At 36.9% G+C, this 21257-nt stretch carries 22 protein-coding genes and 3 pseudogenes; 4 read left to right on the forward strand and 21 right to left on the reverse strand.

Annotation, left to right across the window (positions count from 1 at the left end; genetic code table 11):
- Position 1: 1 nt before the first annotated feature.
- From AC4D4B_RS02875 to AC4D4B_RS02925, 11 genes and pseudogenes are all read right to left on the reverse strand, one after another.
- A complete protein-coding gene (locus AC4D4B_RS02875; RefSeq protein WP_490999131.1) occupies positions 2–826 on the reverse strand; it encodes an aminoglycoside phosphotransferase family protein in 825 nt (274 codons plus the stop codon).
- 122 nt (positions 827–948) lie between these two features.
- The gene (locus AC4D4B_RS02880) at positions 949–1413 is read right to left on the reverse strand and encodes a GNAT family N-acetyltransferase (RefSeq protein ID WP_490999132.1); all 465 of its coding nucleotides are present in this window, start codon (positions 1411–1413) and stop codon (positions 949–951) included.
- 81 nt (positions 1414–1494) lie between these two features.
- Positions 1495–2388 carry a DMT family transporter gene (locus AC4D4B_RS02885; RefSeq protein ID WP_490999133.1) on the reverse strand — a complete coding sequence of 298 codons (894 nt, stop codon included), beginning with the start codon at positions 2386–2388 and terminating at the stop codon, positions 1495–1497.
- A 264-nt stretch (positions 2389–2652) separates the two neighbouring features.
- Positions 2653–2964 (reverse strand): annotated as a pseudogene (locus AC4D4B_RS02890) (GNAT family N-acetyltransferase); the annotation flags it as partial.
- 45 nt (positions 2965–3009) lie between these two features.
- Positions 3010–3435: a GNAT family N-acetyltransferase gene (locus AC4D4B_RS02895; protein WP_490999134.1), complete on the reverse strand. Its 426-nt coding sequence runs from the start codon at positions 3433–3435 to the stop codon at positions 3010–3012.
- A gap of 116 nt (positions 3436–3551) precedes the next feature.
- Positions 3552–4262, reverse strand: a pseudogene (locus tag AC4D4B_RS02900) (nucleotidyltransferase domain-containing protein).
- Between the two features lie 121 nt (positions 4263–4383).
- Positions 4384–4920 carry a GNAT family N-acetyltransferase gene (locus tag AC4D4B_RS02905; protein ID WP_490999223.1) on the reverse strand — a complete coding sequence of 179 codons (537 nt, stop codon included), beginning with the start codon at positions 4918–4920 and terminating at the stop codon, positions 4384–4386.
- A gap of 74 nt (positions 4921–4994) precedes the next feature.
- A pseudogene (locus AC4D4B_RS02910) lies at positions 4995–5539 on the reverse strand (GNAT family N-acetyltransferase).
- Positions 5540–5570: 31 nt separating this feature from the next.
- Positions 5571–6326: an SDR family oxidoreductase gene (locus AC4D4B_RS02915; protein WP_490995543.1), complete on the reverse strand. Its 756-nt coding sequence runs from the start codon at positions 6324–6326 to the stop codon at positions 5571–5573.
- Positions 6327–6507: 181 nt separating this feature from the next.
- Positions 6508–6816: an AzlD domain-containing protein gene (locus AC4D4B_RS02920; RefSeq protein WP_490999135.1), complete on the reverse strand. Its 309-nt coding sequence runs from the start codon at positions 6814–6816 to the stop codon at positions 6508–6510.
- Positions 6809–7531 carry an AzlC family ABC transporter permease gene (locus AC4D4B_RS02925; RefSeq protein WP_490999136.1) on the reverse strand — a complete coding sequence of 241 codons (723 nt, stop codon included), beginning with the start codon at positions 7529–7531 and terminating at the stop codon, positions 6809–6811. The genes AC4D4B_RS02920 and AC4D4B_RS02925 overlap by 8 nt, the downstream gene beginning before the upstream one ends.
- A 246-nt stretch (positions 7532–7777) precedes the next feature.
- Between AC4D4B_RS02925 and AC4D4B_RS02930 the strand changes: the two genes are divergently transcribed.
- Positions 7778–8185, forward strand: a complete 408-nt coding sequence (locus AC4D4B_RS02930) for a hypothetical protein (protein WP_066101814.1) — start codon at positions 7778–7780, stop codon at positions 8183–8185.
- 61 nt (positions 8186–8246) lie between these two features.
- Here the strand turns inward: AC4D4B_RS02930 and AC4D4B_RS02935 are convergent, their stop codons facing one another.
- The 6 genes from AC4D4B_RS02935 to AC4D4B_RS02960 all read right to left on the reverse strand — a co-directional run bounded on the left by AC4D4B_RS02935 (position 8247) and on the right by AC4D4B_RS02960 (position 14943).
- Positions 8247–9041: an ABC transporter ATP-binding protein gene (locus AC4D4B_RS02935; protein ID WP_066101815.1), complete on the reverse strand. Its 795-nt coding sequence runs from the start codon at positions 9039–9041 to the stop codon at positions 8247–8249.
- Positions 9007–10053 carry an ABC transporter permease gene (locus AC4D4B_RS02940; protein WP_490999137.1) on the reverse strand — a complete coding sequence of 349 codons (1047 nt, stop codon included), beginning with the start codon at positions 10051–10053 and terminating at the stop codon, positions 9007–9009. The genes AC4D4B_RS02935 and AC4D4B_RS02940 overlap by 35 nt, the downstream gene beginning before the upstream one ends.
- A 45-nt stretch (positions 10054–10098) precedes the next feature.
- A complete protein-coding gene (locus AC4D4B_RS02945; protein WP_490995547.1) occupies positions 10099–11088 on the reverse strand; it encodes an ABC transporter substrate-binding protein in 990 nt (329 codons plus the stop codon).
- A gap of 269 nt (positions 11089–11357) precedes the next feature.
- Positions 11358–12911: a fatty acid--CoA ligase family protein gene (locus AC4D4B_RS02950; RefSeq protein WP_490999138.1), complete on the reverse strand. Its 1554-nt coding sequence runs from the start codon at positions 12909–12911 to the stop codon at positions 11358–11360.
- 286 nt (positions 12912–13197) lie between these two features.
- Positions 13198–14187, reverse strand: coding sequence for a lipoate--protein ligase (gene lplA / locus AC4D4B_RS02955; RefSeq protein ID WP_490995549.1), 990 nt, complete (start codon positions 14185–14187; stop codon positions 13198–13200).
- 18 nt (positions 14188–14205) lie between these two features.
- Positions 14206–14943 carry an MBL fold metallo-hydrolase gene (locus tag AC4D4B_RS02960; protein WP_490999139.1) on the reverse strand — a complete coding sequence of 246 codons (738 nt, stop codon included), beginning with the start codon at positions 14941–14943 and terminating at the stop codon, positions 14206–14208.
- Between the two features lie 348 nt (positions 14944–15291).
- On the opposite strand from AC4D4B_RS02960, the gene yhfH reads away from it, so the two are divergent.
- The 3 genes from yhfH to AC4D4B_RS02975 all read left to right on the forward strand — a co-directional run bounded on the left by yhfH (position 15292) and on the right by AC4D4B_RS02975 (position 16554).
- The gene (yhfH, locus tag AC4D4B_RS02965; RefSeq protein WP_077247967.1) at positions 15292–15426 is read left to right on the forward strand and encodes a protein YhfH; all 135 of its coding nucleotides are present in this window, start codon (positions 15292–15294) and stop codon (positions 15424–15426) included.
- Positions 15427–16004: 578 nt separating this feature from the next.
- A complete protein-coding gene (locus tag AC4D4B_RS02970) occupies positions 16005–16151 on the forward strand; it encodes a hypothetical protein (RefSeq protein ID WP_490999140.1) in 147 nt (48 codons plus the stop codon).
- 268 nt (positions 16152–16419) lie between these two features.
- Entirely contained in the window at positions 16420–16554 is a 135-nt protein-coding gene (locus AC4D4B_RS02975; RefSeq protein ID WP_257468976.1) for a hypothetical protein, read from the forward strand.
- A 301-nt stretch (positions 16555–16855) separates the two neighbouring features.
- Here AC4D4B_RS02975 and AC4D4B_RS02980 read toward each other — a convergent pair whose 3' ends face one another.
- The 4 genes from AC4D4B_RS02980 to hemE form a co-directional block, all read right to left on the reverse strand.
- Positions 16856–17386 (reverse strand): GNAT family N-acetyltransferase, encoded by a 531-nt coding sequence (locus AC4D4B_RS02980; protein ID WP_490999224.1) that lies wholly within the window; start codon positions 17384–17386, stop codon positions 16856–16858.
- Positions 17387–17596: 210 nt separating this feature from the next.
- The gene (gene hemY / locus AC4D4B_RS02985) at positions 17597–19030 is read right to left on the reverse strand and encodes a protoporphyrinogen oxidase (RefSeq protein ID WP_490999141.1); all 1434 of its coding nucleotides are present in this window, start codon (positions 19028–19030) and stop codon (positions 17597–17599) included.
- A gap of 29 nt (positions 19031–19059) precedes the next feature.
- On the reverse strand, positions 19060–19998 hold the full coding sequence (gene hemH, locus AC4D4B_RS02990) for a ferrochelatase (RefSeq protein ID WP_490999142.1): 939 nt from the start codon (positions 19996–19998) through the stop codon (positions 19060–19062).
- Positions 19998–21059 carry a uroporphyrinogen decarboxylase gene (hemE, locus tag AC4D4B_RS02995; protein ID WP_490995554.1) on the reverse strand — a complete coding sequence of 354 codons (1062 nt, stop codon included), beginning with the start codon at positions 21057–21059 and terminating at the stop codon, positions 19998–20000. The genes hemH and hemE overlap by 1 nt, the downstream gene beginning before the upstream one ends.
- Between the last annotated feature and the right edge of the window lie 198 nt (positions 21060–21257).

Consider the following 21257-nt stretch of genomic DNA (forward strand, 5'->3'; position numbering starts at 1 on the left):
TCTATTTTGATGATAAAAGTTTTTTCAAAATCGCTAAATTTTCTTCAAGAAATGCAGCATTTTTTTCTATTCCACGTTTCTTACACCATCCAATGCTATTGAAGGCATCTGTAAATCGATAAAAGGGCAATACAATATCTAAATCAACTAAAGGCCGGATACTTTTATAGCCCTCTTTATATGCTTGGTAGAGGGTATGATTGCAGCTTAAAATATCACGATAAATTTTAGTGAAATCAATTTCTGTTGAACCAAATCGCACGGATTCAAAATCGATGATTCCTGAGACTTGATTGTCATCCATTATAATATTGGCCGGCCGAAAATCCATATGTACTAAGCTTGGTCCGTCTGGGACAGGGAGTTGCTTTTTCATGATTTCAAATTTTTCTATAGACTGTTCATATAAATGTTCATCCAATACATCTCTTACATCCACAGCAAAATTATAGAATTTTGCTTCAAGGAAATCGGACCAATTCGGAAATTCATTTTGAATAGCAGTCAATTCTTTTGTGGTAGGCAGCTGAATAGAATGCATTGAAGCATGGATAATTCCAACATGATATACTGCTTTGGGTGAAGCCTCAGGTGTTAACGGTTGTCCTTTTAATTCGGAAAGTAAAAAAGCACCGGGGCACTCCTCATCTCCAAACCAACAATTTAGCATCTCAGGAATCGCAATTCTCCCTTTTAAAATCTCATAAGCTTCCAATTCCCGCTGAAACTTTAACTTTGTATAAGGGATTTTAATAAAAACCGTCGCTCCCCCAAGCAACTCACATTTATAGACGTTTGAACTAAAGGAATCTTCAACTTCATTCATTGATATTACCTGCAATCCAAAATGTTCAATGATACGTTTTATAATAAAAAGTCCCTCCCATCGACCATACTTTATTTGAAAACTCTTTATGATACTTGTTTATCAATAACAAACAATAAAATTCAACATCTGTATTCCATCTTTAAAAACTCGAAAGTGCTACCATTTGTATCTTGCATAAAAACATCAGCATCTTTAAATCCAGCTTTTCTATATACATTAATTGCTCTTTGATTAAATGTAGCCACTGACAAGGTGATTTTTTCAGGGTTCACTTCAGATTTAATAAACTCTATCCCTGCCTTTAAAAATTCTAGTCCCCTCCCTTTTCCAGTTAAATCCGGCCTCATCCCTAAACCGATATCAACCGTGTTATTGTCAACTCTGTGAATACTCAAGAAAGCTATTAATTCTTCATCCCTCGATACAGCGAACAAGGAGTTACCTCGTTTATCCGCATCTAAAAATTCCTCTAAATCCTCTTTATCCGCTTCCAAATCATAAAAAGAATATTCACGATCATAATGCCAGGTGAAAGCAATTGTTTCTGCTTGTTCTTGTGTCATACTATATATTTCAAATGACATTTTATCTTTCGCCCCTCAATATTTTTATTCATCTTAGCTGTAAAAAAGAAAGCAAGATAACTTTTTCCCTCTTGAAAGAATTTACACCTGTTTTTCCTTTTGAAAAGTAACTATGACAACACCAGCAATGATTAAAATGGCACCAACAAAGAAATTAATGCCCAACTTTTCATTTAGTATGAGCCACCCTAATAAAGAACCTACCAGTGGCTGAAAAAAGAAAAATAATGAGCCAATCCCTGCATCCATCAGTTCTAATCCTTTGTTCCAGAGGAAAAACGCTCCCGCAGTTGAAACTAACCCCAGATAGATAACCCCCATGATAACTAAAGTACTATCATAGTAAGCAGCATTTGATTGAATTTCCCATATCATTACAGGCGTTGTAAACACAAGTGCAAACATGACCGCATAGGTCGTGATTGTTAATGACGAAAAACGCGCAGAGGCAATTTTTACATATACGGATAATAAAGCCCAGGTAATAGCAGCTCCCACTAATATCATACTACCTAAAAAATAATCTCCAGCCTTTGTATCCCATCCAATAACAATGATGACTCCGATTGTTGCGAGTATGACCGAGATAACTTTTCTGCCCGTTAGCTTTTCCTTCAGAATAAGCGTTGCAAAGACAACCATAAAAGCTGGTGTAGCTGAAGTTATTAAAGATCCCGTATGGGCATCAGATAATTTAGTACCAATGAATTGAAAAGCAATTGATACAAAATAACCTATAAACCCAATCCACCCCAGTAGCAGCCAATCTTTCATCTGTATCGTTTCACGAGTTTTCCTGTTGACTTGAATGATCTTTAAAATAGCGTACAAAACAACAAATGCAACTACATACCTTAGCCATACTAGCGTCAATGGCGGAATAAAATCCAAAATATATTTGCTGACTACGTACATACCGCCCCACAAACTGGCGGCCAAGGATAAACAAACAGCTCCGAGTAAACTTTGTTTCATCTTGAAATACCTCCGTCTACAAAAATAGGATTATAAAATTAGCTTCAGCAAAGACGAGGTATGACTTTTTTGACTGTTCATTCCTCGACTTCTGAATGAACAGCTGGTTGGTCATTTTCAAATAGATTTAATTACAATCTCATTACTGATTACACCGCAAATTACCATTTTTAATTCATCTAAAGTATAAACTATCTCTTCTGCCATTCATTTTCTAAAGTGAAGTTCTTCAAATGCGATTTTAAGTATTTCTTTAATCATTTACTGACCTATTCCTTTACCTCTTGTGTTTTTATCACCGATTAGTACTTTTCCAACTCTTGCAGATTCGTTTTTTCTATCAATTCTCCCCAAAGAGATATGTCCAATAACGTTGCCTGTTTCTTGATCAACCACTTTATAAATCAGAGCTTCTGAGTTAGCATGATTGGCATTCTCCATGTACTTTTCTAATTGAGAATCATTCAAAGGATAGTTAAACCCAGGGCCACCCCATTGAAGTAAGAATGCAGGCGAATCAATCCAATTGATAAGCTGTTTAAAATCAGAGCGTTCAAAATACTTTAGTTCTATCATGACTACCACCTCCCCTTAATACTGGCCTAGTTATATAGAACATCTCTATTTTAAAGATTTCTTAAATACATAACTTACTTTGTCATAATTCATCCGCTCTTCATAAAAACGATGGGCATCTTCACGCTGTAATCCTGAAGATAAAGCTACTGTTTCATAATTATTATCCTTAGCCCATCTATGTACATAGGTAAGCAGTTGTTCACCATATCCTTTTGAACGCTTATTTATATCTGTAACCAGGTCACACACCCAAACAAATCGACCATTATAAAGGGTAATCATCGGTTTAAAACCAATTACAGCAACTATTTCACCTGCATCAACCAAAGCAAACATTCTGTATCTATCGTTTTCTTGTGCATCCATTACTAGATTGAGATATGTAGCTTCATCAAGATGAGTACGCAGCTGCTTCATCACTGGAAATGCTTCAAGGATTTCTTTTTTTGTTTGAAGTTCTTTAATCATGAATGAATCCACCCCTCCTACTAATCAGAATTTTCCGTTATTTATACTTGCTATACTACCTGTATCGATGAAGCTTTCCAAAAAGGTAATTAACAAGTTCATCACAAATCAGCCCTTTATTTTCTTCCTAAAGAAAAGCCATGGAATAACTCTCCTCCAAAAGGCTCTAATATATTTTCAGCTAAGTGCATTACTTGATCCTTTTCACCTGTCTTATAAAAACAATCAAATGCTTCTACAAATTGGTTTGCAAATGGTTCATCATATGCTTAAGAGAACGAACTATCCATTTTGATGTGCCAATCCATTGACGGTTTGCCCTTAATACAAATTCACTTAGCAATTCAGCAAGTGTGTTGGCTATAAAAAGTTCTTCTGCCCGATTCGTACAGCCTTTAAAATCATCGAGTGCATCCGTAATATAATAACGCTTCGTATTGATTATTTCGGCTGTCCATTCTTTTGGACCCTTAGCCAGTATTTCTTTAGCCTCTTTTTTTATTGAATCGATTATTCCGCAATCTTTTAAGATGATCCCTTCAGAAATCATTCTTGGCAGTGAAGGTCTTGCCCTTGCACAGTCACTTTCAAAAAACAGTTTATAAGAAGTTAAATTATATACGAATACTTCAATAGGCCATCCAAATTCAACTAATGACTCTCGATAGGATGAACTAATATTTTTATCGAAAATAACGATATCCAAGTCAGATGTTTCAGTTGCTTCACCCGCTGCCTGCCAATAGAGCACACTGACAGTTCGGAAAATATTCTTTGATAAACCGTTGCCCGGCTTCAATTGGACTTATTTTATTAAATCCACCCATTGACTCACCTCTGATTCGACAAATTTCTTAATTATTTGATTCTACATGGAGATATAGAATACCTTCTGGAAACCCAAGCTTTTATCGAAAACAAAAAAGAACTGGTTGACAGTTCTTGATTTTATTTAATAGTTTCCCATTCCTCTCGCAATAGACCCATTCTAATTGAATCGTAATACTCGTTATTATAGAAACGGCATTTCCTTAATCTTGCTTCCATTTGCATACCTAATTTTTCTCCAACTTTAATCATTCGTTGATTACCAGACCAGGTTGTGTACCCTACACGAACTAAAGGCATCGCTTTAAATAAATGGTCAATCCATAATTTTAAAGCTTTTGTACCATACCCCCCATTCCAATATTGAGGATTATATATACCGATGCCCATTTCAAGCCACTTTGACGGCTCATGCTCCCAGTAATAACTGACAGTACCGATTATTTTTCCTTCTACTTCTATTCCCCAGTAATGGTCCTGATTGATCATCTTATCCCTTTTCTTTAAGAAATCTTCATAGGACATAGATTTATGTTCAAAATAGGGGGCATCCCACTTTTTCCATTCAGGGGATTCTTCTTTATAAGCTAATTCCCATAAAGAATATAAATCTTCTTCTCTGATTGGTTGTATCACTAATTCATAAGATTTATGCATATATAACTGAACCTCTTTCTTCATTTTAAAACTTAATAATAGTACATCATTCTTTCTCTTAACTTCAGGAACCATCAATTATGTAACCTTCCCATCACGACAGTACTATAAAATTTACCATCAGATAGATACCTATCCTTTTTCAAAATCCCTTCCACTTCAAAACCATATCTTTTATACAAATCTATTGCTTTCTGGTTTGTTTCTAATACATTTAAGGTCATTTTCTTAATGCCAATGAATCTGCCCAGGAGATAGATTCTATTAATAGATTTTTCCCAATACCGTATCCCCAAAAATCCTTTAATACACCTACGCCAAACTCCACTTTGTGATGAAACCTTTTTAGATTAATCCCTTCACATCTGGAATAGCCTACTAATCTTCCCTCGACTATTGCAACTAAGAATAGATTTCTTGAGCTAGCGTTGTCTGAATGAATCAGCTGCTCAAAATAGTAAGCATCCATGAATGCTTCCCCTTTTTCTCTATCCATATTTTCTGTCTCACCATCAATTTCTAAGCGTAAATAGGACAAAGCTTCTGCATCTGCATCATTCGCAGATTGAATCGTATATATTAAGCTATTTGAATGGTATTCCTTTTTATTTATTTTCATCTATATCTCCATCTGAATCAGCTATTTCTTTTCACCCCCGTATAAATCCTCCCTCTGAATGTATAATCTGACCGGTTATCCACTCTCCTTCTTGAGAAGCAAGGAAGCCAATCATACGGGCTACATCTTCAGGTACACCTATACGTCCCATTGGAAACTTAGGTAAAAGATGTTCCCGAATCTCATCTGTCATCCATGTTGAATCAGTTGGACCTGGGTTTACAGCGTTGACTGTAATTCCTAATGATGCCAGTTCAGCGGACAATGACCGAGTGAACGCTGATACCGCTCCTTTTGTGGCTGCATAAGCCAATTCATCAGGCATCGCACCCAAGTCCTGACCTGATGTCATATTAATAATTCTGCCTGATTTATATCCAGCATTCTTAAAACACCGAGCAAATTCTGTACATAACAGAAAAGTAGTCCTCATATTAACGGCATAATGGTCATCCAAAGTTTTAGCGTCCAGATTTAGATACCCATCTCTGGTTGAATGGGCTGCATTATTAATCAATATGGAAGGTACACCTAATTCCTCAGAAATACGCTTCATTATTTCGGAGGCTGCATTTGCATCTGACAGGTCAATTTCCATGCCTTTGCAACGGACTCCGTTAGTTTGTATTTCATTAATAAAGATTTCAGGCCATTCTTGTTCTGCTTTCCAGTATGTAAAAAATATATCAGCTCCCTGTGAAGCTAGTTTTCTGCAAATGGCCGTCCCCATCTCCCTTGCACCGCTCGCACCTGTTACTAAAGCTATTTTTCTATGCAAAAAAGTCATGTATTTTCCCTTCCTAAAACAATTTGATATTTATACTCGGTATTGTGATAATCATAATTAAAAACCCATAATTTAACAATAAAAAAACCGACTATATCTACTGGAATAAATCTTAATCTGGCAAACTACTAATTGGAAACAAAAGGGGAGAGAGTCCCCCTTTTTAGGTATACGAATAAAATTATAAAAAGATAGACAAGACTGTTAAAATACTAATCGATCCCACCACTACAAGCATGACGTTGGCTCCAAGCAAAGAAAGAATGATAGCTGACATCCCTCCAATTAACCCTATCCAAATGTTTTCCTGGATAAAAAGCACACCAGGAAAAATCAAGGCACCCAGCGTTGCAAAGGGGATGTTTTGTAAAACACCTTCCCAAAATGGAGAGAGCTTCATTTCCTTAAACAAAACAAAAGGCAGCATTCTTGGTATGTATGTAACAAGGGCCATCCCTAATATAAGTATAAAATAGACGCCGTCATTCACTTGTCCTCCTTTTGCTAATCAACGTATACATCCATTCAACCAGAAAGGCTGATAAAAGCGTTGCCACAATAATTGACCAGCCGGTGGATAATAGACCCATTACAGATAATAGTGTGTTAAAGATTGCTCCCATACCAGCAAGGAGGAGGATTTTACGGCTTTTCGCCAATGCTGGCATTAACAGAGCAATAAACATCGCATAGAGGGCAATACTCATACTTTCCTGTAAGGCATGGGGCAAACTGGCTCCGAACAAATAACCAACTCCCGTACAGAGAACCCAGCTTACATAAGCAATTCCTCCAAGGCCGAACATATAGCCCGCTGTTATTTTCCCCTTTTTAAAGGATGCGACCGAAAACGTTTCATCTGTAATACCAAATGAATAAATAATCTTTTTCCATAAAGGATCATTCACAGATTTTAACTGAATGGATGTCGCCATTAATAAATGCCGTATATTTAAAATAAATGTAGCGACAATAATACCAATTACACCTGTACCGAGTGACAGCAAATTTAATGCTGTGTACTGAGAAGCACCTGCATATACCAATATACTCATAGCTAAGGCTTCCCCAAATGTTAGTCCCGATGATTTGGCAAGCAGACCAAATGTTAGCGCGATTGGAAAATATCCTATCGCAATACTGATTCCTGCCTGAATCCCCTCCTTAAAATCCGATACACTGCGCTCGGCAACCTGCACCTCCATGACATACTCCTTTCTTAGTCTCTTACGTCAAGATAAAATAAGCTATTCCTAATAATTCAAGGGTTTTTTACTCTTATCTACCAAGCTTCTGTAAGAGATTTACGTATTTTACTTATTCTTTTAATGGTTATACCAAAAGTGTGTCTTATCGAACTTATCTTTTGTATTGGAATTTTTTGAATATTGTAGAATTACATTCATCCCTCATATAATGGATTTATGATGAAGATGAAAGTAGGGATACTTATGCAAGGTAATGAAAAAACATTAGGATATGTACGAGTAGTTATTGATGAAGTTGGCAAAGTAGCACATATTTGTCCAAACACTCTGCATCATCCTGATCCAGACGAACAAGAACGTTTACAAAAAATAATTTCAGTTAATCACTTAGATGAAGTTTTCTCTAAAATGGGCCATTCCTATAAAGATTGCCAGGTTTTAGTCGTATTCCACGAAAACAATAACCATGTATGTGTAGAGCATTCTATGACGATTCAACCAAATTTCAAAAGCTTCTGGAGAGAGAGAATCACCAAAAAAATCGAAAAGCATCATGAAAGCATGCGCGATGAAATCCATATCCAGAGCCGAATTGATTTGTGGGAAGATACATACAAAGAAACATTTGTTCCAACAAGAAAGGTTGGCTAAAATAGATGGAAACAGCAAGCATAATGCTTGCTGTTTCTGTTTGTTTACTCCTATACATCTATTATCCCAACAAGCTCCTATCAGAAATTTGCGTATTCCGTTTTAGTTTTTGGAATTCATTCAATAACTGATCAATGGTTAACGTTTGTTTAGAGTTTTGATCTGCTTCATAAATAATTTCACCGCTATCCATCATGATTAATCGATTGCCCAAATCAAGGGCCTGCTGCATATTGTGGGTTACCATTAAGGTTGTCAATTTATGTTCTTTTACGATTTTTTTCGTAAGCTCGGTTATAAGCTGAGCCCGTGATGGATCGAGTGCTGCAGTATGCTCATCAAGGAGGAGTATATCCGGCTCTGTAAAAGTAGCCATTAATAAGGATAGCGCCTGTCTTTCCCCTCCTGATAACAAGCCGACCTTCGCAGATAATCGGTTCTCCAAACCTAAATGAAGCTCCTCTAGTTTTTCTTTAAAAAACAGTCTGCGCTTATTTGTAACTCCGAAACTGAGCCCTGCTCTTTTTGTTCTTGCATAGGCAATGGCCAGGTTTTCTTCGATTGTCATCGTCGGAGCAGTACCTGCCAGAGGATCCTGAAAGACCCTTCCTATTTTTCGGGCACGGCGGTGTTCCCCCGCATACGTCAAATCGGTTCCGTTAAGGATGATTTTTCCTGAATCAGGCAGGATTTTCCCTGAAATTAAATTCATAAGTGTGGATTTACCCGCTCCATTACTTCCAATTACCGTCACAAAATCCCCTTGCTTCAATTCAAGATTAATCTGATTTAATGCCATTTTTTCATCAGGAGAGCCTTCATTAAACACTTTTAATATCTGACTTAGTTGCAGCAAGCTGCTCTCCCCCATTCTCATTTATACTAGGTTTAACTGCTACAGCATTCAAGACTTTCATTCGATTGCGTCTTTTCCGGGATTTTTTCGTACTGTCTATCCATTTTGGAATAAGCAAAGCAATAATAACAATTACAGCCGTAATTAGTTTCATATCTCCCGCTTCAAGAAACTCCACTTTAAGGGCAAAGGCTACAACCAATCGATATAAAATCGCACCGCCAATAACTGCTAGGGTAGCTCTCGCTATGGATTTGGACCCGAAGACTGCTTCCCCGATAATAACGGATGCAAGCCCAATGACAATCATTCCAATCCCCATTCCGACATCAGCAGATCCAATATACTGTGCAACAAAAGCTCCTGATAAAGCGACCAGCGCATTGGCAATTCCAAGTCCCAGCATTTTCGTCATATCTGTATGAACCGAAAAGCTGCGCACCATTTGCTCATTATCTCCAGTTCCTCGAATGGCAAGGCCTATCTCTGTTTTCAAAAATGCATCCAGCAACATCTTGCCTACGATAACAAATAACATCATCGGTAATACGATAGACCATGTATGCGGAACATAGCCTTCTAATCCAATGCTTGTGAAGAGTGATGCGATCCAGTCGTCAATCCCAAGACTTGCCCACCATGTACCAAGCTGAGTAAAAATTGTATCCTCTGATAATAAGGAAACATTTGGCTTACCAAGAATTCTTAGATTAATAGAATATAAGGCAATCATCATTAAAATTCCCGATAAGAGAGGATTAATCTTCCCTTTTGTATGCAATAACCCCGTGATTATTCCTACGAAGAAACCAACAAATATCGCCGAAAACGTTGCAAGGATAGGACTTGTTCCGCCTGTAATTAAAATGGAAGCGACGGCCGCCCCTGTTACAAAGCTACCGTCCACTGTCATATCAGGAAAGTTAAGAATTCGAAATGATAAGTAAACACCTAAGGCCATAATGCTATAAATAATGCCGGCTTCCACCGAACCAAAAACAGATGCAAACACGTATTAACCTTCCTTTCTGTTTGGATTAATTACGGCTGAAGAACCTTATTCCAGAAATTCAGCTTCCTCTTTAATTTTAGTAAGATCTATTTTCATTTTTTCAGCGGCTGATTTATTAATAACTAATTTCAAATCATTCGGTGCTTCAACAGGCAAGTCCTTCACCTCTTTTTCACCCTTCAGTAATTGCACAGCTTGTTCCCCCGCCTGATAGCCGATATCATAATAATTGAAGCCATATGCTGCAAAGCCACCTCTTTTGACTGAATCCAATTCTCCAACAAATAAAGGAATACTTTCTTTTTCTGCAACCTGGATCACAGACTCGAGTGCGGATACAACTGTATTATCTGTAATGATATAAATAGCATCTACTCTACCCACCAAAGAATCTGCAGCTTGCTTTACTTCAGAAGTGTTTGCAACAGAAACCTTTTCAACAGACACTCCATTTTTCTTTGCTTCATCTTCAACAGTTTTGACCTGAACCTCCGAATTTTGCTCACCGGCATTATAAATCGTTCCTATTTTCGTATAGCCCATTTCTTTTATCAACTTCACTGTATTAGGGATCGCATCAGGGTGAGTATCTGTTGTTCCCGTCACATTTTTATCCGGTGCTTCCATGCTGGATACCAATTTTGCCCCTACTGGATCTGTAACAGATGTAAATACAATCGGTATATCCTTTGTAGCATTGGCTGCAGTTTGAGCACTTGGAGTAGCATTAGCAAAGATTAAATCGACTTTTTCACTCACTAAATTAGTAGCAATCGTTTGATTATTATTTAACTCCCCCTGAGCATTCTGTTCATCATATTTAATGGACAACCCAGAATCCTCAAGAGCCTTTTTAAATCCCTTTGTGGCCTCATCAAGCGATGGATGTTCAACAAATTGAGAAATCCCTACTGTATACTGTTTTCCTTCTCCATTTTTCTCACCTTCGCCGGACGATTTTTCATCTGAACCACAGCCTGCAAGTGCAATGGTTGATATTACAGCTATACTTGCCAATAAACTTTTCCATTTCATGATATGCTCCCCCACCCTTTATCGCTTTTATGCTTTTATTCGTTAAATTATAGCCTGAAAATTTTAGAATTGCAATAAATAATATAGAATATTCAGACAATAAGCGGTGGCATATCTGTAAAAATTGAAACTTAAACTATAATATGCTGTTTTTTAGCTAGGTGAGTAGGTTGATTAGTTTTAGCAGGATAAGACCCATAAAAATGATAGATAAATACGGATTAAGCAAAAAAAATTCCCGCATCACTGCGGGTCCAAAGTTCGTTCTTCTATTTTGTTTGCTGCAGCACAGTATTTCTTAAAGCTCTGCGTAAAATCTTACCTGTCGTATTTTTAGGAAGCTCCTCCATAAATTCAATCGATGTAGGTACTTTATATTTTGCTAAATGCTCATGGCAATAGTTGATTAATTGCTCTTCCGTTAAATCTAGGCTTTTGGATACTACAAAACATCGGATGACTTCTCCAAGATTCGGATCCGGAGCCCCTATTACAGCTACCTCCGATACTTCGGGGTGTGCAAATAAAACTTCTTCAACTTCCCTAGGATAAACATTAAAGCCACCGACAATAACCATGTCTTTTTTCCGATCAACAATATAAAAATATTCTTCATCATCTGCACGAGCTAAGTCACCAGTATATAACCAACCATCCTTAATGGTAGCTGCAGTTTCTTCTGGCATTTTATAATAGCCCTTCATGACATTTGGACCTTTAACAATCAATTCCCCAACTTCACCCGCTGGAACCTCTTCACCCAATTCATTTACGACTTTATTCTCAACATGAATGATGGATTTTCCAATAGAGCCAGGCTTTCTAGGGCGATCAATTGGGTTAAAACAGGTAACTGGAGATGCTTCTGAAAGACCATATCCCTCTGACACAATAACATTAAATTTCTTCTCGAAATTTGTTAATAACGCAACCGGCATAGCTGAACCTCCGGAAATACAGAACCTGAGAGTTTTAAAGCTATCTTGATTAGCCTCGGGATATTGCAATAGATAATTGAACATAGTAGGCACACCTGCGAAAAGGGTTACTTCATATTTCTCGGCCACTCTGAACACTTCTTGTGGACTGAATTTAGGCAGGATGATTAATGTACCTCCATTTATTAGTGGCGCATTTAAAGAAACCGTTAAACAAAATACATGGAACATTGGCAGCACCGTAATAACACGGTCATCTTCATTGATCTGTAAGTAATCTGCTACATCCCGGGCATTACTATAGAGATTTTTATGCGTAAGCATAGCACCCTTTGGTTTACCGGTCGTCCCTGAGGTGTACAAAATAAGGGCGGTGTCATCTTCCTCCACTTTCGGGGCAGAAAATTGTCCGGTAGCAATTTTGAGTATATCTGTAAACGGTTTCATTTTGTCGCTGATAGATAGGTTCTGAGGCAATTCATCTGGTCCTGTACCGGACGGACAAACAATCACATGATTAATATCTGGCAGTATCTTTCTCATCTTATCAAACATAGGAATCAGCAAATCCAATGTGATTACTGCTTTTACATCACCATTTTTCAATATGTAGGCTATTTCATCTGGTGTATACGTTGGATTAATCGGGATAGCCGTTGCACCCAATCTCATTAATCCATATAAACCAATTATGAAATGCGGTGAATTACCCAATAATAGAGCAACATTATCTCCTTTGTTTACCCCTAAACTCTGAAGACCATCAGCAAAACGGGTAACAGCTGCATTCAATTCAGCATAACTCGTTTCCTGATCCATAAAAATATAAGCTGGTTTTGTTTTAAACATTTCTGCCGTTTCTAGAAGTTGGGTTGATAAATTCATATTATTCCCTCCCCTGTTAGAAAGGTGTAAGTTTTGTTAAAATATTCTAAATACACCCAATTTTTATTATAGAAAAAGAACTAGGTATAAGCAACTATTTATTCCAAATCTTGGATTCAGTAATTCTACAGTCAAAATGCTCCTGAACAGGAATATATACCTATAACCTATATGTTTTCACAAAAATATCGTATTTTTATTGATATAGTTATTTGTATAAATAAAAAGCTTCTAACGGTTTAAACCCATTAGAAGCTTTTTGATAGAAAGTATCTTCACTTTTTATTTAATATAAAAGATTAACAAAATCCTCGTTTGTGATATTGCCAAAATAATGACTGATATTCACATCTTTCAATGCATTTTCAAGTTCAGATTTTGAAAATCTAACACCAACTAATCGTTCTTGGATTTCTTCTACATCACCCACTCCAAAGAAGTCACCAAATATTTTACATTCCTCAATTTTACCTTTAGCTACCTCTAAGCGAACATCTATTTGTCCAACTGGGAAACGATGAGAATGCTGAATATTAAACTTAGGTGATTTTCCATAATTCCAATCCCATTGTTGATAACGTTCTTCAGAGATTTCCATAATTTTTTTCCAGTCTTCATCAGTCCATTGATATTCTTGTACATTCTCGAGTCCACCAAAAATATGTTCAAGTAGCTTTTGGCGGAATTCTTCCATAGTCAATGGGTCAGACAGGAACTCGGAAATATTGGCAACTCTTGAGCGAATGGATTTTATTCCTTTTGATTTAATTTTATCTTCTTTTACCTTTAAGGCCGAAACCACATTTTCAATTTCACTGGAAAGCATTAATGTACCATGGCTGAACATTCTTCCCTTAGTGGCAAATTGAGCATTTCCTGAAATTTTGCGTTCTCCCACTACTAAATCATTACGACCGCTTAACTCAGCATTTACGCCTAATTCCTTCAATGCTTCCACCACAGGTTCAGTGAACCTCTTATAATTATGGAAGCTTTCACCGTCATCTTTTGTGATGAAGCTATAGTTCAAATTTCCGAGATCATGATAAACCGCTCCACCGCCGGAAAGTCTGCGGACAACAATAATATCATTCTCTTCTACATAATCACTGTTGATTTCCTCAATTGTATTTTGGTTCTTTCCAATAATAATGGATGGCTGATTAATATAAAATAATAAATATGATTCATCGATATCCAAATGTTTTAATGCATACTCCTCAATTGCCAAATTAATACGTGGATCTGTTATTCCTCTATTATCTAAAAATAGCATTACTGAATCCCCCTAAAATTAAATATAAATTTGTAAACCAGTCCTGGCTAAATCAATCTCACCTTTATAGACTTTTGCAGCTTGTTTTACTAGATCATTCTGATTCCCGAAGTGCGGCAAATGTGTCAAAATTAAGGTTTGTACTGCAGCATCCCTGGCTATTTTTCCGGCTTGAATACTAGTTAAATGGCCGGCTCTTTCGGCCATATCCATGCCCTCATAAAAATTGCACTCGCATAGTAAAACATTCGCATCTGTGAAAAAAGGTACGAGTTCAGGAAAATAGGCCGTATCTGCCGTATAAGCCAATCTTTTGCCCCCTGCTTCAATAACATAAGCATAGCATGGAACGGAATGCTTCGTCATAAGTGCCTTAACATGGAAAGGACCAATTTGAACAGATGTCCCTTCCACAATAGGTTCCCATACAGTCTGGCTTTTATATGTCAGAGTATCAGCTGCAGCTTTATCTTCCGTGTGAGCATATATAGGCAATGGCTCTTTTTCAATCCCTACCATTTGATCGATTAACAAAGCATGCTGCAGGACCCCTATGTCTGCAATATGATCTGTATGAAAATGTGATAAAAGAACGGCGTCCAAATCACCTGGTCTTATGTATTCCTGTAACTGAGATAATACTCCGCTTCCACAATCAAGGAGCAATTTAAATCCCTCATGCTCAATCAAATAACCCGAACTGGCTTCTTTCTTCCCAGGATAGCCGCCCCAAAACCCGATAACCGTTAAACGCATTTTATCCCCCCATTAAAAATCAATCTAACTTTATATTGTTTGTTGGCAAATGGCTGTAACGAAATCTATAAGCTATAAAATTCCTATCGTTCTTTCTCATAATCTGTCCTTTTCCACTAATTGCATGCAATTATAACCAATTTCATGGTTATGACTTCGCAAAATCTAATATAGCTTCACACTCAATATATAACAATTAGCCTATTTTTTCATCTTTTTCAAAATTGTCTTAAAACAGTGTTGACTTTCCATATCTGTTATAATACAATGACATTATCAAGCAGTTATATAACAGATTCGAAAATGGATTATCTGTTATAAATCAATTAAAAAACGGAGGTTTTAAACATGGTACGAAACGTTATGGAATTCTTCAGAAATTTGCCCCCTAAGAAATGTTCAGAATGCGGTGAAAACATTGAAGAACAGCACGAATGCTACGGAATCGTCTGTGATAAATGCCTGCGTCATGTATCTGAATAGTCTTTAAATAATGTTAGCAGCAATCCCCTTTAATCCTGGGGTGCTCATATCGACTGTATTCATACAGTCCCTGATTTTTTAAATTCCCTCTATTTTGCGATTTGCAAAAAACCAGCCAATTATATATGGCTGGTTATTTTTTAGGTTATTTTTAAAGAAAACATAAATAGATCATTCATTTATAAATTCACTTGATAAGAGTTCCTATAGTAAGAAATCCTTTATTGATGTTAACTTTTCAACATATAGCTAAACAATGGTCTGCTTCTGCTTTAAACCCTTTATCAATTCGAATTTCGGTTCTATAGAAGAAAGAATTGTTAATCTCCCCTTTGAAAAAAGACAATAATCCATCTTATAATTCCAATCAACACTATAAGAATTCCATTTGCTATTGTAATAAGTCCTAAAAACGCTCCAAGAATAATAAAGATAGCTCCGAAAAATTAGCATCCTATCTACTATGGATTAGCTCTAATAATGAAAATATAGAGATAGTTACCGATAGCGATAAATATATAAAATTATCAAAGCAAGATTCAACAGACCTATATAAAATTTTAACAGGGGAAACATTAATGAAATATTCTATATCTTTTATTCCTATCATGGATGTAGCGTTTGTTGATAACAAGTATAGCCCTTCCTTTACATCTCAGATTAATAGTAACAATAACAGCAATCTCTATGAAAACAGTCTTTATAAAGAAACGCTCAAACGATGATTCACATCATTTGAGCGTTTCTTCGTTATTAGACTGTCTTCATTGTATTTAGATAAGAAATAACTAGGTTCTAAAATGCAATCCCTTCTAAATAATAGACAGCCTATGTTTTTACACAGCTATCTGTTCTCCCCCGTTGCCGCTAGGGATTGAATCATCGTCATATCTCCAATTTTATTATTCAAGGTGATTGCCTCCTTCTGAATGTGGGTATAAAGCTGTAATAGGACTCATATATAATACTTCAGAAGCTAAGGAGTGATTGAATATGATAACCTGGATGCTGGCCTTTATATTTTTTATCATACTATTAATAATTGGTGAAACGGCAGGTAATATCTATTTAACAAAATTAATACAATCTTCACATGATCTTGAGGATGCAGCATTGAAAGAGAATTAAATATTTTTCAGCTGATTCTTTTTTATAAAACAAAATGCTGTTCGTAGAGGTTATTACTAATAGCTTAATAAAAAGAGACTATTTTGGTGCCATATCCGAAAAGTTAGAGTAAAACTAACTCCTCGGGTGCGACACCTTATTTGCAATCGCCTGCGTTATCTCTATTTTAATTAACCACTATAGAATTATCTAATGTATTCACTGATATTAATAAAATCCCCTTTGAACTAAACTGTCCTTCGTATTATAAAAGGGCGTTAATCCGTCTTGGATCAATACCCCACATAGTTGAAGGAGAAAATTATTTATGGTACTCCATTAACCAACAGTCCTGAAATTTTCCTTCGTGCCGTTCATTCTTAGGCAGTATTTTAACTTTTTTAAATCCGCATTTTTCATAGCATCTGATAGCCCTTGTATTTCTTAATTGAGGGTCCATCACTACTCTTTCAGCATCCTTTTCTTCAGTTAAAAAATAAACCATAGATGATACAAGTAATGTTCCAATCCCTTTATTCCAATAATCTACTTCCCCAATAAATTGGTCAGTACCAAAAACTTTTTCTCCAAAAAATCCATAGTCATTTTTTGTGTCATCATCCAATTGATAAAATTGAATATACCCAATTTCGGTTTCATCAATTTCCACAATACATCTTACTTCACTATCTTCAGGTGGATAAAAAGATTTTTCAACTTTTTCTAAATCAAATGGGTTGTCTCTACCCTCATAAAATTCAAGAACCGTTGGGTTTGAGAGCCATTTTACCAATAGATATTTATCCTTTATGTCTAATCTTCGAACCTTTAGATTACAATTTTGAAATAGCATAAATATTCCTCGCTTATAGGTCATAATAGATAGGTAATTCGTTTCCTTATGGACAAATTCCTGCAATTAGCTAGCTATCCAGCTAATCCTTCCTCCGATAGTGGTTTATTAGCAACAATATCTAGAAAACAGAGCCCAATAAAAAAGATACAAAAAATCCGATTAATACTTCTTCATAAAAGAGGAATTAATCGGATTTATTTTGTAAAGTTATAGATTTTTTTCTTCAATAAATGTAAGGACCTGATTCATGGCTGCGATTCCCTGATCAATACAGTCAGGCATTCCAATCCCATTATAGGATGCTCCGGCCAAATAAATTCCTGGAAGCTCCTTGTCCATTCTTTCCTTAATCGTTTTTAAACGTTCTAAATGACCGACTTCGTACTGAGGCATCCCTTCATTCCAGCGAGTGACGATGGTGAAATCCGGTTTTTCAGTAATTTGCATGATTCTGTTTAAATCATCCAATACGATTTGTTCAATTTCACCGTCTGATAAGTCTACGACTACCTCATCACCGGCTCTTCCTACATAACAGCGCAGTAAAACCTTGCCATCAGGTGTAGTATGCGGCCATTTTTTGTGGGTCCATGTACAAGCCGTAATGGTGTAATCACTGTTTCTTGATACAAGGAAACCTGTCCCATCAATATCCTCTTTAATCGCGCTTGCATCAAATGCCATTGACACCGTCGCCACTGATGTGGAAGGTATTTTCTTGAACGGCTCAAACATGTCGTATTCCGGTAGCATTTGCGGAACAGCCTGATGGGGAGTCGCCAATATAGCTGAAATGACAGGTAACCGATCCCCATTATTTAATGTCAGCATATATCCTTCACTTGTTTTAATAATTCCATCAACTCTCGTGCCTTTAAGGATTTGATTTGTTGGAAGCTTTGCTTCAATGGCATCCGTCAGGGATTGCAGCCCTTTATTAAAGGTTCGGAATATACCAATTTTGTTATCTCCGACTGCTTTATTATCTTTAGATACTGTTGTTTTAGGACGGTTCTTTTTGGTACCCAACACGATACTTCTGTATTTCTTCTCCAATTTAAGCATATCGGGAAACGTAGACATCGTGCTTAACTTATCGAGGTCTCCTGCATAAATTCCTGAAAGAAGAGGTTCTACCAAATTCTCCACGACCTCATCCCCAAGGCGACGCCTTAAAAATTTCCCTAATGGCTGATCGCCTTGTTCTTTGGAACGCGGCAGGACAAAATCCATGGCTGCTCTCATTTTACCTGATAGAGAAAACAGCCCCGTGGTAATAAACGGACCTATCTCCGTAGGAATCCCCATGACCGATCCACCCGGAATTGGATGAAGATTATCCTTTACGAGAATATAAGATTTCCCTGTTGAGTTTGGAACAATCGTACTTTCGAGACCTACTTCTTTCGCCAATTCCGTCATGCTCTTCTTTCGAGCCAAGAATGAATCCGGGCCTCTTTCAATGACAAAACCGTCACGTTCTACCGTTTGCATTTTACCGCCAAGCCTAGTTGTAGACTCTATTAGAATCACATTATATGGAAGATTGTCTTCCTTAACTTTTTTATCAAGGTAATAGGCTGCCGTCAGACCCGCGATTCCACCACCAATGATAGCAATATTTTGTTTCGTTGAATCCAATTTTATCGCCTTCTTTTCATTGTTGGTTATCAGTTAAGCTCCATTTTTTTCATAACGGCATCAACCATGGCATTGATGAAATCAGGATGCGTATTCGGCATGGCAGGGCGATAGTATGTTGCCCCTATCTCATCCGTAACTACTTTACATTCATAATCATTGTCATAAAGAACTTCCAAATGCTCAGCCACAAAGCCAACCGGTGTATATACAAACGCTTTATATCCATGTTGTTCATAAAGATCTCTTGTCAAATCCTGAACATCCGGTCCAAGCCATGGATCAGGTGTATTTCCGGCACTTTGCCAGCCAACCGCATAGTTCTCAACTCCTGCTCCTTCAGCAACCAGTTTTGCTGTTTCCTCCAATTGCTGTTCATATGGATCGCCTAGCTGTTTAATTTTTTCAGGTAAACTATGTGCAGATACGATTAGTACCGCTGCTGATCTTTCCTCAGGAGTCATTTGATTAAATGTTTCTTTAACATGGTCAACCCAATATTTAATGAAGTTTGTTTCTTTGTACCAGCTTTCAACTGAGGTAATTTTCATACCATATTTATCAGCAACATCTTTTGCACGTCCATTATATGATTTAATGCTGAAAGTGGAATAATGAGGTGCAAGCACAATGCTGACCACCTCCGTGATCCCGTCAGCATGCATTTTTTCAACAGTATCTTCAATAAATGGCTCAATATGCTTCAAACCTACATAAGCTACAAATTCATATTGATCCTGTACTTTATTTAGCGCTGCTTCCAAATGAGCTGCCTGATCTTCCGTTGTCTTTCCAAGCGGTGAAATCCCGCCAATCGCACGATATCTTGAAGTCAAGTCTTCAAGCATTTCTTCAGACGGCTTTCTTCCGTGACGAATATGTGTATAATAACGCTCAATATCTTCTTCCTTATATGGTGTTCCGTATGCCATTACTAATAAACCGATTTTTTTCTTTGTATGTGCCATTATTCAGCCTCTCCTTTTGATGTGATAATAGTTGCAGAATATTCATGTATAAATGCAGTCAGGCGTTTTAGAACTTCAGGATTTACCTCTGGGAAGACCCCATGTCCAAGGTTAAATACATGACCCGGTTCCTGTAATCCCTGTTCGATAATCTCTTTTGCTTTCTTCTCAATGGCATCCCAGGATGAAGTAAGCAATGCCGGGTCCAGATTTCCCATTACTGTTTTGTTTATACCGATATTTCTTGCTTCAGTAATGGACAGTCTCCAGTCAAGACCGACAACATCAAGTGGAAGGCTATTCCATTCCTTAGCCAAATGGCTTGCTCCCACACCGAACATAATTAAAGGAACTCGCATTTCCCTAAGTTCTGTGAATATCCGATTCATAATTGGTTTAATATAGTATTGATAGTCTTGAACATTTAAGGCACCGACCCATGAATCAAATATTTGGATTGCTTTTGCTCCTGCTTTTACTTGAGCTTTCACATAAATAATAATGGTATCTGCCAGCTTATCCATTAATGCAAACCATGCCTTTGGTTCGGTATACATAAATGCTTTTGTTTTTGTATAATTCTTAGAAGGACCGCCTTCAATCATGTAACTTGCGATTGTGAAAGGAGCTCCTGAAAATCCGATTAACGGGACGGATAATTGTTCTTCAGTCAATAATTTAATTGTATCGAGAATATATGGAACATCTTCTTCTGGATTTAATTCACCAAGCTTTTCGACATCGGCTAATGATTGAATTGGATTGTCGATAACCGGACCAATTCCTGATTTAATGTCAACCTGTACACCAATTCCAGGCAGCGGAGACATAATATCTTTATATAGAATAGCTGCATCTACATCGTATTGTTCAACCGGTAGTCGAGTTACATAGGCTGCTAATTCAGGTTGATGAGTAATTTCAAATAAGGAATATTTTTCTTTAATTTTTCGGTATTCAGGCTGAGATCTTCCCGCCTGTCTCATATACCATACTGGAGTATGATCCACCTTCTCTTTATTAATTGCTTTTAGGAAGGTATCATTGAATTTTTGTCTCAAAGCCGCTCCGCCCCTCTTTTTTACTATATATTTTATATTTTTTTCCTGAATTACATCGTTTAGGCATCAATAACAACTATATCCTTTCAGCCTTTCGTTGTATATAATCGTGAAAAAATTGTCAAAAAATAGACTTAATTTTAACCATTATAGTTAAATACTCTTTACCTAACGGCAATTTAAGTTATGACTTAACTA

It is taken from the genome of Pradoshia sp. Z6_59 (genome assembly GCF_058267515.1).

Excerpts from the sequence above, each read along its gene's own strand:
- AC4D4B_RS02875 (WP_490999131.1), bottom strand. The coding sequence starts at position 826 with ATGAATGAAGTTGAAGATTCCTTTAGTTCAAACGTCTATAAATGTGAG.
- AC4D4B_RS02880 (WP_490999132.1), bottom strand. The coding sequence starts at position 1,413 with ATGTCATTTGAAATATATAGTATGACACAAGAACAAGCAGAAACAATT.
- AC4D4B_RS02885 (WP_490999133.1), bottom strand. The coding sequence starts at position 2,388 with ATGAAACAAAGTTTACTCGGAGCTGTTTGTTTATCCTTGGCCGCCAGT.
- AC4D4B_RS02895 (WP_490999134.1), bottom strand. The coding sequence starts at position 3,435 with ATGATTAAAGAACTTCAAACAAAAAAAGAAATCCTTGAAGCATTTCCA.
- AC4D4B_RS02905 (WP_490999223.1), bottom strand. The coding sequence starts at position 4,920 with ATGCATAAATCTTATGAATTAGTGATACAACCAATCAGAGAAGAAGAT.
- AC4D4B_RS02915 (WP_490995543.1), bottom strand. The coding sequence starts at position 6,326 with ATGACTTTTTTGCATAGAAAAATAGCTTTAGTAACAGGTGCGAGCGGT.
- AC4D4B_RS02925 (WP_490999136.1), bottom strand. The coding sequence starts at position 7,531 with ATGGAGGTGCAGGTTGCCGAGCGCAGTGTATCGGATTTTAAGGAGGGG.
- AC4D4B_RS02930 (WP_066101814.1), top strand. The coding sequence starts at position 7,778 with ATGCAAGGTAATGAAAAAACATTAGGATATGTACGAGTAGTTATTGAT.
- AC4D4B_RS02945 (WP_490995547.1), bottom strand. The coding sequence starts at position 11,088 with ATGAAATGGAAAAGTTTATTGGCAAGTATAGCTGTAATATCAACCATT.
- AC4D4B_RS02950 (WP_490999138.1), bottom strand. The coding sequence starts at position 12,911 with ATGAATTTATCAACCCAACTTCTAGAAACGGCAGAAATGTTTAAAACA.
- lplA (WP_490995549.1), bottom strand. The coding sequence starts at position 14,187 with ATGCTATTTTTAGATAATAGAGGAATAACAGATCCACGTATTAATTTG.
- AC4D4B_RS02960 (WP_490999139.1), bottom strand. The coding sequence starts at position 14,943 with ATGCGTTTAACGGTTATCGGGTTTTGGGGCGGCTATCCTGGGAAGAAA.
- yhfH (WP_077247967.1), top strand. The coding sequence starts at position 15,292 with ATGGTACGAAACGTTATGGAATTCTTCAGAAATTTGCCCCCTAAGAAA.
- AC4D4B_RS02970 (WP_490999140.1), top strand. The coding sequence starts at position 16,005 with ATGAAATATTCTATATCTTTTATTCCTATCATGGATGTAGCGTTTGTT.
- AC4D4B_RS02975 (WP_257468976.1), top strand. The coding sequence starts at position 16,420 with ATGATAACCTGGATGCTGGCCTTTATATTTTTTATCATACTATTAATA.
- AC4D4B_RS02980 (WP_490999224.1), bottom strand. The coding sequence starts at position 17,386 with ATGCTATTTCAAAATTGTAATCTAAAGGTTCGAAGATTAGACATAAAG.
- hemH (WP_490999142.1), bottom strand. The coding sequence starts at position 19,998 with ATGGCACATACAAAGAAAAAAATCGGTTTATTAGTAATGGCATACGGA.